The sequence below is a fragment of the Caballeronia sp. LjRoot31 genome (assembly GCF_964253885.1).
In the GTDB taxonomy this organism is placed as follows: Bacteria; Pseudomonadota; Gammaproteobacteria; order Burkholderiales; family Burkholderiaceae; genus Caballeronia.
Genome location: NZ_CAXURX020000003.1, coordinates 701,338 through 719,089, shown reverse-complemented (window position 1 = coordinate 719,089; position 17,752 = coordinate 701,338). Strand labels below are relative to the sequence as shown.

17 protein-coding genes and 1 pseudogene are annotated in these 17,752 nt (G+C 58.1%); 5 read left to right on the top strand and 13 right to left on the bottom strand.

Annotated features, from left to right (window positions below; genetic code table 11):
* The first annotated feature begins 43 nt into the window (after nucleotides 1–43).
* Nucleotides 44–1,204, top strand: a complete 1,161-nt coding sequence (locus ACSQ8V_RS32010; RefSeq protein WP_436208479.1) for an alpha-hydroxy acid oxidase — start codon at nucleotides 44–46, stop codon at nucleotides 1,202–1,204.
* Between the two features lie 85 nt (nucleotides 1,205–1,289).
* A complete protein-coding gene (locus tag ACSQ8V_RS32005; protein ID WP_436208478.1) occupies nucleotides 1,290–1,631 on the top strand; it encodes a zinc ribbon domain-containing protein YjdM in 342 nt (113 codons plus the stop codon).
* Between the two features lie 63 nt (nucleotides 1,632–1,694).
* On the opposite strand, the gene ACSQ8V_RS32000 is transcribed toward ACSQ8V_RS32005, so the two are convergent.
* Nucleotides 1,695–2,348: a DUF2278 family protein gene (locus ACSQ8V_RS32000; RefSeq protein ID WP_436185702.1), complete on the bottom strand. Its 654-nt coding sequence runs from the start codon at nucleotides 2,346–2,348 to the stop codon at nucleotides 1,695–1,697.
* 425 nt (nucleotides 2,349–2,773) lie between these two features.
* Here ACSQ8V_RS32000 and ACSQ8V_RS31995 point away from each other — a divergent pair, with 425 nt between their 5' ends.
* Entirely contained in the window at nucleotides 2,774–3,085 is a 312-nt protein-coding gene (locus ACSQ8V_RS31995; RefSeq protein ID WP_436185701.1) for a hypothetical protein, read from the top strand.
* Between the two features lie 183 nt (nucleotides 3,086–3,268).
* Here the strand turns inward: ACSQ8V_RS31995 and ACSQ8V_RS31990 are convergent, their stop codons facing one another.
* Nucleotides 3,269–3,655: a nuclear transport factor 2 family protein gene (locus ACSQ8V_RS31990; RefSeq protein WP_436208477.1), complete on the bottom strand. Its 387-nt coding sequence runs from the start codon at nucleotides 3,653–3,655 to the stop codon at nucleotides 3,269–3,271.
* Nucleotides 3,656–4,238: 583 nt separating this feature from the next.
* Complete coding sequence (locus ACSQ8V_RS31985; protein ID WP_436208476.1) at nucleotides 4,239–5,381, bottom strand: diguanylate cyclase domain-containing protein; 1,143 nt, start codon at nucleotides 5,379–5,381, stop codon at nucleotides 4,239–4,241.
* 417 nt (nucleotides 5,382–5,798) lie between these two features.
* Here ACSQ8V_RS31985 and ACSQ8V_RS31980 point away from each other — a divergent pair.
* Nucleotides 5,799–6,242, top strand: a pseudogene (locus ACSQ8V_RS31980) (transposase); the annotation flags it as partial.
* 260 nt (nucleotides 6,243–6,502) lie between these two features.
* On the opposite strand, the gene ACSQ8V_RS31975 reads toward ACSQ8V_RS31980, so the two are convergent.
* The 8 genes from ACSQ8V_RS31975 to ACSQ8V_RS31940 all read right to left on the bottom strand — a co-directional run bounded on the left by ACSQ8V_RS31975 (nucleotide 6,503) and on the right by ACSQ8V_RS31940 (nucleotide 12,639).
* Entirely contained in the window at nucleotides 6,503–7,123 is a 621-nt protein-coding gene (locus ACSQ8V_RS31975; protein WP_436208475.1) for a LysE family translocator, read from the bottom strand.
* Between the two features lie 74 nt (nucleotides 7,124–7,197).
* Nucleotides 7,198–8,145, bottom strand: a complete 948-nt coding sequence (locus ACSQ8V_RS31970) for an ornithine cyclodeaminase family protein (RefSeq protein WP_436208474.1) — start codon at nucleotides 8,143–8,145, stop codon at nucleotides 7,198–7,200.
* A 3-nt stretch (nucleotides 8,146–8,148) separates the two neighbouring features.
* Nucleotides 8,149–8,721, bottom strand: coding sequence for a carboxymuconolactone decarboxylase family protein (locus ACSQ8V_RS31965; RefSeq protein ID WP_436208473.1), 573 nt, complete (start codon nucleotides 8,719–8,721; stop codon nucleotides 8,149–8,151).
* Between the two features lie 64 nt (nucleotides 8,722–8,785).
* Nucleotides 8,786–9,418 (bottom strand): hypothetical protein, encoded by a 633-nt coding sequence (locus ACSQ8V_RS31960; RefSeq protein WP_436208472.1) that lies wholly within the window; start codon nucleotides 9,416–9,418, stop codon nucleotides 8,786–8,788.
* 21 nt (nucleotides 9,419–9,439) lie between these two features.
* Nucleotides 9,440–10,405 (bottom strand): branched-chain amino acid transaminase, encoded by a 966-nt coding sequence (locus tag ACSQ8V_RS31955; RefSeq protein WP_436208471.1) that lies wholly within the window; start codon nucleotides 10,403–10,405, stop codon nucleotides 9,440–9,442.
* Nucleotides 10,406–10,407: 2 nt separating this feature from the next.
* A complete protein-coding gene (locus ACSQ8V_RS31950) occupies nucleotides 10,408–11,808 on the bottom strand; it encodes a phenylacetate--CoA ligase family protein (protein WP_436208470.1) in 1,401 nt (466 codons plus the stop codon).
* A gap of 12 nt (nucleotides 11,809–11,820) precedes the next feature.
* Entirely contained in the window at nucleotides 11,821–12,243 is a 423-nt protein-coding gene (locus ACSQ8V_RS31945) for a DUF2000 domain-containing protein (RefSeq protein WP_436208469.1), read from the bottom strand.
* Between the two features lie 18 nt (nucleotides 12,244–12,261).
* On the bottom strand, nucleotides 12,262–12,639 hold the full coding sequence (locus ACSQ8V_RS31940; protein WP_436208468.1) for a Dabb family protein: 378 nt from the start codon (nucleotides 12,637–12,639) through the stop codon (nucleotides 12,262–12,264).
* 256 nt (nucleotides 12,640–12,895) lie between these two features.
* Here ACSQ8V_RS31940 and ACSQ8V_RS31935 point away from each other — a divergent pair, with 256 nt between their 5' ends.
* Nucleotides 12,896–13,381, top strand: a complete 486-nt coding sequence (locus ACSQ8V_RS31935; protein ID WP_436208467.1) for an Lrp/AsnC family transcriptional regulator — start codon at nucleotides 12,896–12,898, stop codon at nucleotides 13,379–13,381.
* 806 nt (nucleotides 13,382–14,187) lie between these two features.
* Here the strand turns inward: ACSQ8V_RS31935 and ACSQ8V_RS31930 are convergent.
* Both ACSQ8V_RS31930 and ACSQ8V_RS31925 read right to left on the bottom strand, forming a co-directional pair.
* On the bottom strand, nucleotides 14,188–15,843 hold the full coding sequence (locus tag ACSQ8V_RS31930) for a long-chain-fatty-acid--CoA ligase (protein WP_436208466.1): 1,656 nt from the start codon (nucleotides 15,841–15,843) through the stop codon (nucleotides 14,188–14,190).
* A gap of 42 nt (nucleotides 15,844–15,885) precedes the next feature.
* The gene (locus tag ACSQ8V_RS31925; RefSeq protein ID WP_436208465.1) at nucleotides 15,886–17,706 is read right to left on the bottom strand and encodes an alkyl sulfatase dimerization domain-containing protein; all 1,821 of its coding nucleotides are present in this window, start codon (nucleotides 17,704–17,706) and stop codon (nucleotides 15,886–15,888) included.
* Between the last annotated feature and the right edge of the window lie 46 nt (nucleotides 17,707–17,752).

Genomic DNA, 17,752 nt, shown 5'->3' with positions numbered 1-17,752 from the left:
CGAATCTCACGTTTATGGTCGATTGCCAGTTCGTGGAGCATTGATGCTTGCCTCTGTCGCTGAATACCGGATCGCTGCACAACGGCGCCTGCCGCGGCTTGCGTTCGACTACCTGGAGGGCGGCGCCGAAGACGGCGACGCGTTGCGGCGCAATATCGACGAGTACCGGCAGTGGCTGTTCAAACCCCGTGTGCTCACCGACGTGTCGCGCTGTTCAAGCACTACGCAATTTTTTGGACGCGAAGCGGCCGCGCCGCTGATCGTGGGACCGACAGGTCTGAACGGACTCTTCTGGCCGCGCGCCGACGAACTGCTCGCACAAGCCGCGAGCCGCGCGAACTTGCCGTTCGTGTTGTCGACAGCGTCGACGTCGCTGCTGGAAGATGTGCGCGCCGCCGCGCCGCAAGGTGACCTGTGGATGCAGCTCTACGTGCAACAGGATCGCGGCATTGCCGAAGACTTGATGCGGCGCGCAGGGGCCGCGGGTTATTCAACGCTGGTTCTCACCGTCGATGTCCCCGTGCACGGCAAGCGCGATCACGACACGCGCAATGGTTTCCGCTTGCCGTTGCGCCTGTCGCCCAGGCTTCTCGCCGATTGCCTGACGCATCCGCATTGGTGCTGGCAGATGGCGCGCGCGGGTTCCCCGCAATTGAAGAACATCGCGAAGAGCGTGGGCGAGCATGCGGATTTATCGCGTCATGCCGCCATGCTGAGCCGGCAGATGGACTTGACGCTGGGCTGGCGGGATCTGGAGTGGATACGGCAACACTGGAGCGGTAAGGTGATCGTCAAGGGCGTCATGGGTGTGGAAGACGCGCTGCTGGCCGTGGCGCATGACGCGGATGGCGTGGTGATATCGAATCATGGGGGACGGCAGTTGGGGAGCACGTTCGCACCATTGGAGTTGCTGCCGGGAATCGTTGCGGCGGTACGCGGAAAGACGGAGATTTTTATCGATGGCGGCGTGCGGCGCGGCAGCGATGCACTGAAGGCGGTCGCGTTAGGCGCGCGCGGAGTGCTGCTCGGGCGTGCTCCGTTGTATGGACTCGCTTCGCGCGGAGCAGCCGGGGCCAGCGAAGTGCTCGCGCTGATGATGGACGAGATGCTGATTTCCCTGCGGCTGCTGGGATGCCAGGGGATTGGCGATCTCGGTCCGGCGTTTGTCGGGCGCGATGGTTCGCATGGCGCATGTTTGGTTTAGACGACGCAGTCAGCCAGCCCTTTATAATCCCGGTCGCCGGAGCGCGTTCGCGCCTCCTCGATTATTACGATTATTTGAAGGAACTATGTCTACACTCCCAGCCTGCCCGCTATGCGCAATGGAGAACACCTACGCGGACGCCGATCGCATCATTTGCGCAGATTGCGGTCATGAATGGTCAGCATCAGAAGCCGCGCCCACCGATAACGACGCGAATGCAGTGGTGAAGGACGCCAATGGCAACGTGCTGGCCAACGGCGACTCCGTGGTACTGATCAAGGACCTGAAAGTGAAGGGCTCATCGATCACGCTGAAGGTGGGTTCGAAGGTGAAGAGCATCCGGCTGGTAGGCGGCGACCACGAGGTCGACTGCAAGATGGACGCCGGCAGCTTTATGCTGAAAGCCTGCTATTTGAAGAAGGTTTAAGGAGTATCCGGAGGTCGAAAGCCATCGGCCGGCGATGACTTTCGACGATGCCCTGCGCAGCGTTCACCCTCCCGCTATCGGATTGCCCTGGTCGTCGGTATCGAAACTCTGCGACTGGAACGCAAAGAAAAACGCGCGCCATGTGTTGTCCGCGTACGCGATCATCAGCGCGCCGTCCTGATACACGCCGTTATCCTGCTCGTACTGGCCGCCATTGCCCTGGTTCATGTGGATGTCGTGAACGCCATTGCCCGGGACGAATTTGAAATACTGATCCGGCTTGTTTTCTTCAGGACCCCATCGCGATCCAAATGCGTAAATGATCGACCCTTCCATGGCCATCGCCGTGACAACCGCATTTTCCAGTTTATCTTTCAGATCGTTGGTCGAGCCAGGTGCGTCGGCGGGAACGGGCACCATTGCCTTGATATCGACCAGGCCGCTGCGCACATAGTCAATGGCGAGACCGCCGGGTGTAGACGGCAGCTTGGTGAACCCAGGCGTCAACGCGCCCAGACCGCTCGTCAACGTATCGGGCAACGTATCCAGCTCTTCGAACAGAACCGTTGAAGGCGCATGCGGCGCCGACGACTTTACGTTCGACGCAATCCGGAAAACCGTCGTTCCTGCGTGGACCAGAATTTGATAGTGGTCGTCATCGGCATTACGAAGATGACCGGTCACGGTGCCCTTGAGCACCCCGTAGTTCACTGCCATGTGTCCTCCTCGTACTAAAACCAGCAGCAACCGCTGCCCCTGCGAAATCCAGCTTCTGTCATCCCTCACCTTACTCCCGCGATCAACCCTGACATCAACATAGCCGCCGGGCGACTTCGCGGAACGCCCGTCCGACGAGGCAATGCACGCATTGCGCTTGTCGTCGGCCAGTTCGACAGACGGCTTCACAAGAAGTGCAATGGAAACTGCGAACGCTCGAAAACATCTTCAGAATGTGCGGTTGCCATCAAAACGTCATTAAGAAAACGGGCGCGCGGAGATCATCACAAGCACCTTTCATCTTATGTACGCTCGCAGACACATCGGCTTTTGCGAGCGGTATGTAATGTCACCAACGCGACTCTTTCGTCATGTACAGTGCCCCGTTCGACCACCGTAACCGTTTATCAGGTCCTGCGACATTCATGAATGCACCTTCCCTTTCCGACCACCACGTCAGCGACGCCCCTGATAGCCAACGGGTGGGCCGCGCGTTCGCCGCAAGGCTTGACATGACCATCAAGCGCTCCGGGCTTTCGTCCGGGCGCGTGGCGAAATCGCTGGGCGTCACGGAGGGGGATGTCACGCTGTGGCGAGCGGGTATCACGCTGCCGCGAGCCGCCGACTGCCGTCGCTTGTCGGAACTCCTGCACGTGGAGATGGCGTGGCTGAACGGTGGATCGAAGCCAGTTGGCGAAGGCGAACGCAGGTCCGACAGGGTGAATGCCATTGCCTAGCGGCGATGCGATTCACCATCGATTTTCCGCCTTCGTGTAGTGCGCCGGACAATTGCCCGGCATAATCCGCCCAAAAAACGGCGAACATGCCAAGCGGGCGGGCTATGCTCGCTGGGTCGAATCATGTGCGGTGCGGCACCACGCTGGCGTGCGCCGCGCCCGAGGCCGAAGCAATCGCTGCCGCTACGCTGTCATACGCGCGGCCGTATCGAAGAACTCAATCCAGCGCGTCAACAACCCGTCCTTGACCGTGCAGATGTGAACCCACTCCGACTCGAATGGCTTGCCGGTTTCGCTAAGCATTACCCGGACAAACCCGAGAACGACAATATGCTCGTTCGCGTCGATAAATTCCCGGGGTTCGAACACCGTGATCTCGCCGTCCGCAGCCAGCTCCTTGAAGAACTGCCCGACCTCCTGCCGGGTACGGCATTGCGTTGGAAAAGGTAACGAGGCGGGGCCGACGACTCGCCAGTCGACCGTCGGCGCGATGCACTCGAGGACTGCCTCGATGTCATTGCGCCCGAACGCCTGATAAGCCCGCTTCACAACAGCCATGGGCGTGTCCATGAATTCCTCCTTGGAGCAAAAGGGTGGCGCGGGACGGTCCACCGAACGAATCGAGTTGCCGCGAAGGTCGATGCGCATGGGCGGTGTGCTTTCGCCAAGGCTTCACCGTCACAAGCGGGACCTCGCCTACGTCCGATACACCGTCTCACGTGAGACGGTCAACCTCGCAATGCCTTAAGGCAGCGGCGGCGTCGATAACGACGATTACCGGCTTATTAGTGGCTTATTAGCGGCTCGGTTTGAATGACCGGGGGTTTCCCCTGCTTCAGGATTCGCGGGTCATGAAACAGGAAGAATCATCATAAGAACGGGAAATGACTGGAGTTTTCCAGCCATGCCGGACCTTAAACGCGATGTATTAACCAGCACAATGAACGGTGTTATAGGTTGTGGCCGCCTATAAATCCAGGGTGTCGAGTGCGGATCGACTGCAGCAATGGCGGGACATACTGAAGAAAGGATACCTAAGTATTAAGTAGCTTACTTTGAACATCCGTTGCAAGCGGCAATACGACAACCTGGGCGGCCCGATCGATTTGTCTGCCCTGAAACCGATACGTGAGAGAAGGCGTGAAGTCCCCGTCTAGGACGCAAGGCTCCAGCGCGACTTTCCCATTGCCTTCGCGACGTTGAGCGCCTTGTCGGCGGCATTGAGCGCCGTCAGCACGTCGGTGCCGTGGTCCGGAATCAATGCTACGCCAATGCTCGCGCCCACATTGACCGAGACATGCGCGGTCAGCGCAAACGGTGCAGACATTTCGCTGATCAGGCGATCCGCGAATGCAGCCGCTTCCTCATAGTTCGACGCGCTGAACGTGACGACAAATTCGTCACCCCCAATGCGAAACACCATGTCCTCCGGTCCCTTCAATGCATTGAGACGGCCTCCGATCATCACCAGCAGCAGATCTCCCGCCTCGTGGCCGTGCCGGTCGTTGACGGGTTTGAAGCCATCCAGGTCGATATAAAGAACGGCGGTTTTTACGGTGCTGTCCGACGCCGTTTTGTATCGGGTCTGCGACGCATGGATCAACCCCGCGCGATTCGGCAGGCTGGTCAGCGCGTCATGGCGCGCACGGTGATCATTCTCCCGTTCCGCTTTCATGGTCGAGACAAGCAATCCGTTCAGGCGAAATGCGGCAATGCTCATTGCGACGAGGTAGAACGGAATCTGAATCAGCGTCAGGCTCAGGATGAGCTCTCTGGACATCGCCGCTGCAATACAGCACGGGCCAAGGGACAAAAGAATCATGATCCCGACCAGTCGGGGCGCGCCGAAATTCCGGAAGCAGATGCCCCCGACCATCGCGGCAGCGGACAAGCAGGAGAGCGTGGCGGCGATCCAGTCCGTGCTCAGGATGCTGATAAATGCGCCGTAACCCACGCTTGCACCCCAAAGAACGCCGAGGAGCAGATAGACATCGGTGAAGGTCGGCTGTCCGCGCCTCGCTGCACGGTGCGCCGCGACCAACAAGATCAGGCGTGCGCTGCACAGGACGACTTCGATCACCACCCAGGCGATAAATGCCGCCGAGGGTTCGCGCAGGGCGATCGCGACCGAGACAGCGATGGTATTAAGGACGCCACCGGCGAAAATAGGCAGCGTGCCGAACAGGCTTCCGATCAGCGCGACCCGGATGTCATCGGGTACGTCGGGCCCGGAATAACATAACCAGGTCGTAAATCGCCAGCGAGGCAAGCTAAACGGCGCTATTTTCGTATCCATGGATCGTTTCGTTTTATGCGCGACTGCCGGGTCAAGTTTGCTCGTCACGGCGTTGGTGCCCATCCGAGCGCTTTAGCCGAATAAGCCGGTATTCTATACTTGGCTTATGTCAGGCGATTGCGAGCGGTGCAAGGGACGGGCGCTGCTTGCGGGCATTTCGGCTAATCGACGCGAGGCGCTGCATAGCGGAATCAAAGCAGTCCTGCGCGCGTAACGCCACATCCCTAACTCGATCACGACACTGAGCATGCTGTTTGGACGACGACTTATGCAAAGGGTAAACATCAAACACACACGAACCCGACCTCACAACTTACGACACAGTAAGACTAACAGCCTGCTGAAACACCTCACCGCAAGTCACCCGAACCGTGAGTTCAACCGTTATAAATAGAGCCCCCAAACTGAGAGAAGACGATGCGCGGCGCCGATACCTTCACCGAGAGGCTCTTCACCTTGCGCAAGCTGGAGGACTTTGTTCCGGCCGAGCATCCACTGCGCTCAATTCGCAAGATGGCCAACGCCGCGCTGGTCAAGATGGACCGCTTGTTTGCCAGAGGCTGAGATCAAAGGTGGGCGCCCCGGCATTGCCCCGGAGAAGTTACTACGCGCGATGCTTTTGCAAGTACTCCAGGCAGCTGATGGAGCAGGCAATATAACCTGCTGTTTCGCTTGTTTATTGAGCCTTCGATGGACGATAGCGTGTGGGTGCCGACCGTGTTCACCAAGAACCGGGAATGGCTAATTAAACATGACGCGGCCATCGAGTTCTTCAATGAGGTGCTGGCCATTGCACAGCAGAAGGCCCGACTATCAAGTGAACACTTGAGCCTCGACGGTACGCTGATCCAGGCCTGGGCGCAGCGGACTTAGAATCCGCCGCCTTAAGGCTTGTCGGTTCAGGTCCGATTTTGGGCACCACCGATATATGCAAGTCGGCCCCAAGAAGTCGAAAATCCTCGGTAAAACTTGGCCCTCGGGGGATTTTCAATCCAGGCCCGGCGTCATCGTCCAGCTGTGCATGTCCGGCGTAACCTCGGCTGGTGCCGCCGTTGGTGGCGTCGCGCCAGCCCATCACTCACTGGTTATTGGCCCCCTGGTAGCCTCGGGGTCTACGCGCTTCAGCGAGCCAACATGGCTGCTGCAGCCGCCACCATGATGATCGCCGCGCCGCGGAACAGTCGTCGTTGCGCACGTTGGCTCGACAGCAGGTGCCGGATACGCACTGCGGCGAGAATGAACATCGAGCCGACGCTCAGTAACACCAGGACGGTAAGCGGTACCAGCGTCAACGCCCAGGTCTGTATCGAGATCGCTTCCAGGTTAATCACCAGGGGCAATAGCGCCAGATAGAAAGCAATTGTCTTGGGGTTGCCTAGCGTAATGGTTACTCCAGATATTGCCGCCGACAGCAATTCCTTCCTCTGCGCTGGCTTGCCCACTTCTATCGCTTGGTGGTTGGCAAACCAGAACTGCCAGGCCAGATAACAGAGATAGGCTGCGGCGCCCCAGCGCACCAGTTGAAACAACGCATTGAAGTGTTCGGCGAGCATTGCCAGACCAAAAACTGCGAACGACAGGTAGCTCAGATCACCCAGGATCAATCCACCCAGCACGCAAAACCCCAGTAAGGTACCGCCGCTGACGCTCCGGGCGACCAGCGCCGCCATCCCGGGGCCGGGAATAGCCGCGGCAATCCCTAGCGCTGCTGAATAGGTAAGTACTTGTGTCAAATCGAGCATCTCGTACTCCTCACGAAATTTATCATTGTCTTGTACAAATCTTCAAGCCTCAGCACGCAAAGCGATCAAGCGTTTCAACGGGACGCAGCGACCCATTGCCTGATGGCTTCCCGAGAAAAGACCAGATCCTGCACCGCCAATCCAACTGACTTGAAGATCGTCACGCCGTGCTCATGCGCCAGTGCGGCATCAGCGGTCCCTATCTCGGTGCCTGGCCCGTCGCTGGACAACAGGCCTTGGCTAACGGCCTTGATCACGCAATCGGATGCGGCGAGCACTGATCGGTTGCAGTCAGTGAACAAGGCACTGCCCTGGTACATGTCTGCATGCAATTCCTGGAAACCGAGGGCCGAAGAGCCGATGGCGTTGACATGACAGCGCTCAGGCAAATCAGCACGGGCCAGAATGGGCGAGCGAGCTGCCGTGGTGGCACAGATGATGTCGCTTTCACGTACCGCCTCGGCCACCGTGCCGCAAATCGAGACCGGCAAATCACACTTGCGTCGACTCCAGGCCGCAAATTCATGGCACGCGGCTTCGCTACGTCCCCATACCGAGACTTGTCTGATCGGCCTGACTGCCCGCATTGCCAACAGATGAGCCCGGGCTTGTAAGCCGGTGCCCAATATCGCCAAACGGCTAGCATTGGGCGCCGCAAGAAGACGGGTCGCGTAGGCCGAAGCCGCCGCGGTGCGGATTTCAGTGATCGCCCCGGCGTCTACCGCGACGACCGGAGATACGCCGGCTTCGTCATAGATCAATACGCTCCCCATATGTGAGGGGCCACGGGCTTCAGCGCCCAATCTGACTACCACAGACTTCAAGCCAAACCCCCGATAGGGGCCGGACTTGATGTACGCGGGCATGACACCCATCAAGTCGTTTTCGCCGCCTCTGACGATCGTGCGCAAGGGCTGCTCGACCTGGCCTGAAGAGTGCAACCTGAATGCTTCCTCGCTCAGCCGCAGGCCGAGTTTGAAATTCAACATTTCCTTGACCGAATCACTGTCTAGATGAAGCATCGTTCAAGCCTCGGCCGGTTGCTTGAGCCCTTGAAAGTCATCCCATTTGAAACGCCTGTCGATTTCAGTGCCAGCAATACTGTTCAGGATGGTCGACATGTTTTTCTGGGAAACACCGAGTATCACATCCAACATGTTTTGCTTGCTAAAACCAGCCCCTAAGAAAGAATCAATGGCTGGCTTGCCCAGTTGGCCGCGGCAATGAACCACTGCCAAGGTAAAGCGATGCAACGCCAACAGGCGCGCATTGAGGCGACTGGGCTCATGGGCAAGGGCATCGATCACGCGCTTATCCACACCCTTGTTCAGGGCGATGAAGGCATGGGCCTGAATGGTGTAACCGCATTTGTTTTCCACGCCGGAGGTGATCCACACCACCGCCTTTTCTTCTTCCGTCAACGAGCTGTCGATAAACAAATCATGCGCCCACTGGTAGGCGGCCAGTAACGAAGGCGACTCCGACATGTAGGCACTTTGGTTGGGGATCCAGCCAAAGTTATCGATGGAGCTCTGGAGGAGTGGTTTACTTTTTCCCGGGGTTGAATCGATGGTGTGAAGCTTCAGGACAGACATCATGACCTCAATCAAAGGGGGTTCAGTGGTCGCCCAACCTGGGCCGTCGCCAGGCAGAGCGCGGTGATCAGTTGCAGTCCAAGTTGATCACGGTCGGTTGCACGCCCCAACGGTTTAGCGTGCGGGTCAGCGCGAAAACAGACCAGAGCATGCGGATCGGGCGGGTGTTCGAGACAAAATGCAAACCGTGGATTTTGGCCGCCACTTCTGTAGTCAGCGCCACATCGACCTCACCCTTGGCGGCGGCTGCCGCGGCGGCGCTGGTGGAAAGCGCGAAAATCACCGAGCCAATCTCCAGGCCCTGAGGCAATAGCTCCTCAATCAGGAGCAGCGGTGCAGGGTGAGTGACTACCGTCAGCTTTTTATCTGGCAATGGCCCCTTGCTCGCCAACCCGTACAAGGGCGTGTCGAACACAAAAGTCGCCACCAGGCTTAACTTGGGATCCATATAAAAGTGATTGATCTGCGGATAGGCATTGGCGACGATCAACACCCCTGAGTAGTGCTCTTCCATCCCGGAGCGGGCACGCTCGTAAGAGTCGCTCAGACTGATCTGTACGTGCGAACCTGGATTTCGTTGCCCGAACCATTCACTGAAGTAGCCGCCCGCCGCTTCACTGCTGGTGCCATTAGGCCCCAAAGTGTGAATCGACACCTCAGGCCAATCGCCAATGCCTAAATTCAAAAATTTGCTGTCCATCGTTATAAATCTCCAGAGTGATCACTTGGACACCGGACTCAACCACTGGGCGTATTTACTGTTCAAGCCTCTTACTGTTTTCAGGTAGAGGTTCCTTATCGCAAAACTTGTTGCGCCAACTCTGCCCTCTTGCAGCACGCAATGATCGATTTGCGTCACGGGCACGATCTCGACACCGGTACCGGCCAGGAAACACTCATCGACAGAAAACAACTCAGAAAACGAGATATCTCGCTCAATGACCTTCAACCCCAGTTCTTCTCTGGCCAGGGTCATGACCGTATCGCGGGTAATGCCCTCCAGAATGTGGGCACTCAAAGGCGGCGTGATAAGACAACCGTCCTTCACAACGAAGACATTTGAGGTGGTCGACTCAGCCAGATTGCCATGCACATTCAACATCAATGCGTCGTCAAACCCATTGCGTTGTGCGGACTCCATGGCTAACGCCGAATTAGCATAACTACCGGTGATTTTGGCCCGCGCTGGGAGCGAAATATCAGGAATACGCCGCCAACTCGAGACCGCACAGCGAATACCCTCAGCAGGCATGTAGGAACCCATGGCCACGGTATTGATCACCAGGCCAGTGCTGACACCGGTGAGCTTTACGCCAAAGCCAACGCCAGGCAGCAGCGCTTTTTTGTAGGCCATGGGCCTGATGTAACTCTCAGTCGATGCCTGGTTACGCTGCAGCAAATCGAGGATGATTGCCTTCATCTCGGCGCGCCGCGGCAGGTTTTCCAGGCGCAGCAGCCTGGCCGAATTATCCAGTCGTTTCAGGTGATCATCCAGCCTAAAGACATTGAGCTCCCCGCTCACACCCACATAAGCGCGAATGCCTTCGAAAACAGCAGTGCCGTAATTGAATGCCTGGGTTGTTATCGGGATCATCGCTTCTGCGGCTGCTACAACCTGACCATCCAGGTACACCCAAGGATGGGGCTTACGCGGGGGCGTCGGGGGATTGCCGAGTACGTCTGTCATGATCAGGCCCTCCCCGTGGCAATCTTCAATGCGGTTTCGCGTTCCTGATTATCACTTCCGTTGCGCATGTCGTGCAGCCTGGCGGCCTTCCAGCTCACCATCGCCGCGGTGCCGGTCACGGCATCGGTAGAACCTACGCTAATGTGGGCCGGTGCACCGAGCCTGGCCTCCATTGAGCCGGCAACGAAATCGAGGTCGTTGTGAGCCGCTGTGTTCTGTTCCAACTCCAACGTGACGCGCAACTGGTCAACACCCGCTACGGTTTCCACCTGAATGTGGTAATCCAGGCAACCTTTGAGGTGTTCGAACAGTGCCGCCTCGATGTCATAAGCGCAATGGTTGCGGCCGTTGATGATCAAGGTATCTCTAACCCGCCCGATGGGGATGATCTGCCAATGACCCTTATCCATTACCTGAGCCCGGACCATATCTCCGGTGCGATAGCGTATCAGTGGTTTTTGCCCTTGATAAAGGTGCGTGATGACCAGTTCGCCGGTCATTCTAGCGTTCTCAGGTCCCACCACTAGCCCCGTCAGCGGGTTGACCAGTTCATAGACTATGTTCAGTGGAACCGTAGCCAGAGTGCCGTCCGCATCACTGACGGCCAGGATCGACGACTCTTGAGAAGCATACATGCAGTTGTATACGGCGCTGCCCCACACATCGCCGATATTGCGCAGCAACGCCGGGGTGGTCAGCTCGCCCAGGGTGAAAATGAGCTTTATGCCGAGGGCGGACGGGTTTTCGCCTTTTTTGAGCAGATGTCTGGCCAGACTGATCGCCACTGCTGGCGTGCAGACCAGAGCGGTGATCTTCAGCTCTCCGATCAACGTGACCGCACGATGCAGCCCGACTACGGGCGATCGTGGCCACATTTTCACAACGGTGTGGCCCAGACTGCGGCAGACGTCTTCGAACGTATCACCAGTGGAATGCAGCTCCGTCGGCCCCATCACGCCGACGATATGGTTTTCACCGTGGGCACGGAACAGATCGCCATAACGCAGTATCAGTGGCGTGTTATTGAATATCGAATCATGTTCGTTGCGCGGGCAAGGCGTCGATGAACCGGTCGTGCCCGTGGTTTCGTAGTATACCCAGGCTTTCATCAACGGTGCGGCGGCCATGTTATGGCCCGCTTCGCGCAAATCGTTCTTGGTCGTGAACGGCAGCTTCCGGAACGCATTCCAGTCAAGCGCCTCGATGCCACCGTCAGACAAAGCAGATAACGTGTCTCGGTAAAACGGCGAATGCGCTTTCACATAACCGAGTATTTTTTTTAGCCGCTCAAGTTGCATGTCGGCCAGCGCTTCGGCGGAAATCCCATCACTTTCAAACAATGCGTGTTGCTGATGAACTTCGCGAGCCAATTCCAGCAGCTCAGGTTTGAATAAAGCGTACACAACACCCCCTTGTCACTTAAACAGCGGAAGACTTCCAGTCAACTTGCCAATCTTTTTCTTTGGCCCAACCAATCCAATGGCGACCAATTCGATACCCGAGCTGTCAGCCTCAGAGATACGCGACTCGTACTCCTGATACGTTTTGCAAGATTGCGCCAAGGCACTGAATGGCATGGTATGGATTTCCTCATCCGCCAGCGCTTGCTCCTGAAGAGCCTGCAAATGCGCATTGGTGGAAAGCAGAATCGGCAACGGTGCGTAGATAACACCGGGGTAAACAACCTTGTTACGGCTTTGCATGTCAGGCCCGACCAGACCGCCGACCGAACGTCCAAGGCTGACGCCAATGACGCTGACAGCATTAGCGGCATGTCCTAGTCCCAGCGCGTTGTCGACTACGATGACGCACTTGTGAACAGCAGCATCGAAATTCATTAAAACCTCCACAACCAATCAAGAAACGTTCATCTCTTCGAGCTGCGACATTCCGAAGTCGGCCCAGGTATTCAACAGCCCGAAAAATTTTGTAGTGTCATTGCTGATGTCCATATCAACCACGTTCCAGCTGGCAATTTTTTGCCACTTCTGTACACCTCGCTGATGATCGGGATGAATCAGATAGCCAGACAACGCCTCCGGGCTTGCAAATAACCCCATCACCACGAAGTCCATTGCCTTTTTCCGCAAGGTGATATTCCTGCCGCAAGCCCAGCCCAATATTTCCTTGATATACAACGGGTGCTGGCGTGTCGCTACTTCAGCAGCGATCACTTCGGCGTCACCCCATTGATACGGATCATCAAATTTAAAAAAAACCAGATGAAGAATCATTTTTTGTCACCTCGGGTCGCGCCCTGAAAAAGACCGCGACCGACCTTTATCTATTCATTCAACGCCTCGAGCGTCTATTACATAAGAGATTAGACACGGATAAGGGGCGGCACTTCCAACCGTTACAGCGCTACCGCTCTGGCGCTTTGGCGTGGGGAAATGCTACGTGCTTTGGATAGGAAAAAAATCTCTATTTCGATTGCTTAGGATACGAAAATTGGTAAGATCTACCCCTTTTCTACGCCAGATGAAATCTATGCCCGAGCACTTGTTAACTCTTATAGATCTCAAAATTCTTACAGCCTTGCAGCAAGATGGCCGAATCACTAACCAGATATTGGCCGACCATATCGGCATGTCTACCTCACCCTGCTGGCGTAAGGTGCGCCAGCTCGAGGAGCATCGCTATATTCAGGGTTACAGAGCGGTTCTGGATCGACGCAAGATCGGGTTAGGGGTCATGGTATTCATACGGATTAACATCGACCGCCACAGCGAGGCTGAAGCCAAGAAATTCGAGCAGGAAGTCATGCAACTAGAAGACGTAGTGGCGTGCTATAGCATCGGAGGTGACGCGGACTTCTTGTTGCAGGTGGTGGCGCGCGATTTAGACTCGTTTGCTGATTTCGCGATGACCATTGTTCGGCAGTTACCTGGCATCAAGGAAATGCAGAGCATGTTCGTGCTCAAGGAAATCAAGCCTTTCGTATCGTTTCCGGTTAAACACGCCCCTGTTGTCTGACGGCGGTTTTCAAAAACCGCATCGATGCGCTTTGCGATTTGTCCGAGCGTCATGGACTCCGTGCGCGCAACCTCCATTGCCGTGGCCAGCACGGCTTCGGAAACGACGAGGACGGCCACCGCCATGGCCGGACAGCAGGCCGCACAAGCCGTGCTGCGCCCACAGGCGGGACCAGTTGTAGATCAATTGCGCTCTCATCCGGCCTTGGGGAGGCCTTGGGGCACTCTAGCCGCTGCCCAGCAGTAGAAGTTCATCCGCACGCGTGCGGATGTCTCGATGTTGACAATTCACGAGAATTTGCTGCGAGGCATGCCTCTCTGTTTTGCTCAAATTGACGGTTCATTTCATCTGGCATTTTTTGAGTTGGATTCCTTACTAAAACGCACAAACTTCAAAACCGTTTGCCCGGAACACTTATCTGACCATCACCCGCAATCGGATACTGGATCAACAGTCCGCATGTTATCCAGCGCGGAGGCCGCAGCCGCCAGCGCCAGATTGGACCGGAATACGTGCACCATACTCTGCCGGACATGCACTTCAACCACGCCGCCGCGGGCTTCAAGTTTTTCGGCGTAACGCAATGCGTCGTCCCGCAGCACTTAGTCATCGCCAGCATGAATCCGCGCCGGAGGCAAAGCGGCCAGATCGTCCAGTAGAGGAGACGCCGTCGGATCGATGGCTGGATGCTCCTGCAGATAACACGCGACGGCGAGCGCATCCCGCCTGAGCAACGGGTCTGCTTCTGCCCGGCTAATGTGGCTGGCACCGGTCAAAGCCAGATCGGTCTATGGTGATATAGCCTCCTAACCTTCCCTGTCGCGAAGCTTGCGCCTCAAGATCTTTCCTACATTGCTCTTGGGGAGATCATCGCAAAACTCGACGGCCTTCGGTCTCTTGTAACCAGTCAGCCGCTCCCGGCAAAATGCCAGGATGTCGCCCTCAGAGAGATCCGGATCACGACGCACGACGAAAAGCTTCACCGCCTCGCCCGAATGTTCGTCGCGCACACCGATCGCCGCGACCTCGAACACGCCAGGATGCGAGGCGACCACGTCCTCGATTTCGTTCGGATACACGTTGAAGCCGGACACAATGACCATGTCCTTCTTGCGGTCGACAATCCTTACGAAGCCGCGTTCATCCATGATGCCGATGTCGCCGGATTTGAAGTAGCCGTCGGGCGTCATGACGCTGGCGGTTTCATCGGGGCGGTTCCAATAGCCGGCCATCACCTGCGGCCCGAAAATGCAGATTTCGCCGGGCTCGCCGTTGGCAACATCACGCCCGTCGTCGTCGCGAATCGCGATGAAAGTCGAAGGCAGCGGCACGCCCACGGAACCGCTGAACGCAGTACCGTTGGACGGGTTGCTTGTCGCGCACGGCGAAGTCTCGGACAGTCCATAGCCTTCAATGATCGGCTTGCCCGTCCTCTCAAACCAGCGCGCCGCGACCCCTTGCTGGATTGCCATGCCGCCGCCGTTCGCAAGCAGTAGCCGGGACAGATCGAGCGTGGCGAACCCCGGGTCGTTCAACAGCGCGTTGTAGAGCGTGTTGACGGCCGGGAACGAGTTGATCGCGTAACCCTGCAGCGCCTTTATCATGGCGGGAATATCGCGTGGATTCGGAATGAGGATACCGAGGCCGCCGGCCCGCATGGTCAGGAACGCGCATACCGTCAGCCCGAAGATGTGATACAGCGGCAAGGCGACCACGGTGACAATCGGATCGGCATTGGGACGCTCCCGCGTCAACGGCTCGCGCCACGCTTCGCTCTGAAGCACGTTGGCAATCAGGTTCCTATGCAGCAGCATCGCCCCTTTGGAAACGCCCGTCGTGCCGCCGGTGTATTGCAGCACAGCCAGGTCATCGGGCTTGAGATCGGCACGCGCAAACGGGCTGCGGGCGCCTTGCGCCAACGCGTCCCAGAAACCGGTGCGGGGGGTAGGCGCCTGGCCGTCGGACGTGAGCGAGTCTGATGCTGCCATTGACACGCCCATCATCTCGCCAATCGACGTCACCACGACATGCAACACCCGCGTGTTGCGTTGGACAGCCCGCAGGACTGCATCGAATGGTTCGAGCAGGACAATCGCCTCGGCCCCGCTGTCGGCCAGTTGATGTTCGAGTTCGCGCGGCGTATAGAGCGGATTGACGTTCACGATCACATAACCCGCGCGCAGGATAGCCGCCATTGCCACCGGATACTGCAGCACATTCGGCATCATGATCGCGACCCGTGCGCCCCGGGCGAGCCCTTTCGATTGCAGCCACGCGCCGAGATTTCGCGACTGCACGTCGAGTTCCGCATACGTGAGCGTCCGGCCCATGCAGGCAAACGCTTGCCGCGACGCAAACGCCTCGAAGCTCTCGTCGAGCAGGTCCGGTAGCGAACGGTATCGCGCCGGGTCGATATCCGTGGGAACGCCGGGTGGATAGGCTTTCAACCAGGTTCTTTCCATTCTGGTTCTCATCGTGCTTCTCATCGTACTTCTCCTCGATGTCTAACGTGCCGCGAGCGCGGGCAAGCGTCGCGATGGCCGATCGAAGCAGCCGACAAACGCATTCAGTTGATCGATGTTTCCGCGCTCGAGCGCGGCGGTTCCTGCTTCAAGCAGTTCCGGCATCTGGCCCGCGATGTCGCGCAGCATCGTGTAGAACGTGGCGGTATCGAGTGCAAGCTGGAGGTGAGCATTGGGCCACTGACGCTCGTGAACCTGAAGCACCCCCTTGCGCAATTCGAGCGCAAACGTGGCGTCCCGGTCCGTCAGCCGCAGCACGAGGATCATGTGTACATCGGCAGACAGCGCGGGATCGACGCAGACGCAGAGGCGCTGTAACACGTTGCCAAGCGGTTGCGCGCGCATCACGTCCATTGACGCGAGTCCCCCGCCGCCCGCGAACGGCAGGTCGTCATAAGCATGTTCCAGCTCGCGCGCCGCGCTCAAGTACCAGTTGCGCCAATTCGTGTTCTCGGTGCGATACCCCAACTGGCGCAACGCCTCAGCCTTGATCGTACGTGCGTCGTTATCCGTTATATCGAGTCGCACGAGTAACGTGGCAAGCTCGGCAGCCCAGCGCCAGTCACCGTCACCGATAGCCACCCAGGCGGCCGCGCGCACGGCTTCGGAACCGTTCATCATGGCGACCGTGCGACGAGCCCGCTCTCCACGCGGCAATGGATCGAGAGAAGCGGGATCGCCGTCGAACCACCCCAGTTGTCCGGTGTACACCTGCCGCACGGAATGCTTGACCGTGCCGTAGTACTCGCCCAGCCACGCGTGCCCGGCCAGATGCGGCGGCAGCGATGGAATGGCCTCCGCAAGTTCGTCCTGCGTCATGCCGCGATTCATATGGCGGATCGCCTGGTCGTGGATGAACTGGATCGCGTCGCGATACACGGACAATACGTCCGCCACGGCCGCTTTGCCCGACACCGGGCGGCCATGCGCCGGCACCATATGCACCGCATGGAAGTCGCGCATCATGTCAATCGTGCGATACCAGCGCACCGGATCGCGATAGCGCGTGCCGCGCAGCGTATGCACGTTCGCAAGACACTCGCCCTGGATCACCTCTGCCGACAGCAGGACGCCGAGCTCGGGCAGCCACATCACGATCTCGTCATCGGCCTCCGATGGCGCATAGCGGAACTCGAAACGCACCCCGGCGAGCACGATGTCCAGGGTATCGTCGAACACGCGCGTGGGCGCGAGAAAACTCGCCGGTTCGGCAATCAGTACCGGCCCGATTCCTGCATTGACCTTGCCGGTCGCGCCTGCGGGCAACAACGTGCCGAAGCTGTACGCCGAGCGCGCGGCCAGGATAGGCGCGACCAGGTTCGCGTTGTTGATGACCGTTTCCATCAGCGAGCTGTGCGCGATGATCTCGACGCTTCCCGCCGCGAGTTGCGCCTCATCGGCGAACGCACGCACGCCGCCCGTGTGGTCCGTGTGGTTGTGGGTGTACACCACCGCCTTCACCGGCAATTGCGCGTGGCGCGGATCGATTGCGCAGAAGTCCTCATAAATGCGCTTTGCCGCCGACACCGCTTCGGTTGTATCGATAACCACGATGCCGTCGTCGCCGACCACGAAGATGATGTTCGCAATCGCATAGCCGACAGCGCAGTACACCCGCTCCGCCACGCGGTAGATACGCTGAGCCATGCGCTGCGAATGTTCCGTCAGGCGAGGCGGGACGGTCGGCGCGGCGATCGCGAAGGCGAGGTTCACGCCGGCGTCGAACGCGACATCGAGCGGCTCGCCAACGTGTGGCGCGTCAAAAGCGGGTTGGCGCGATGTGCCAGCGCAACATGAGGTCATGGATGTCTCCTTGCGGCAGTCTATAAATAACATCGGAATAGGAATT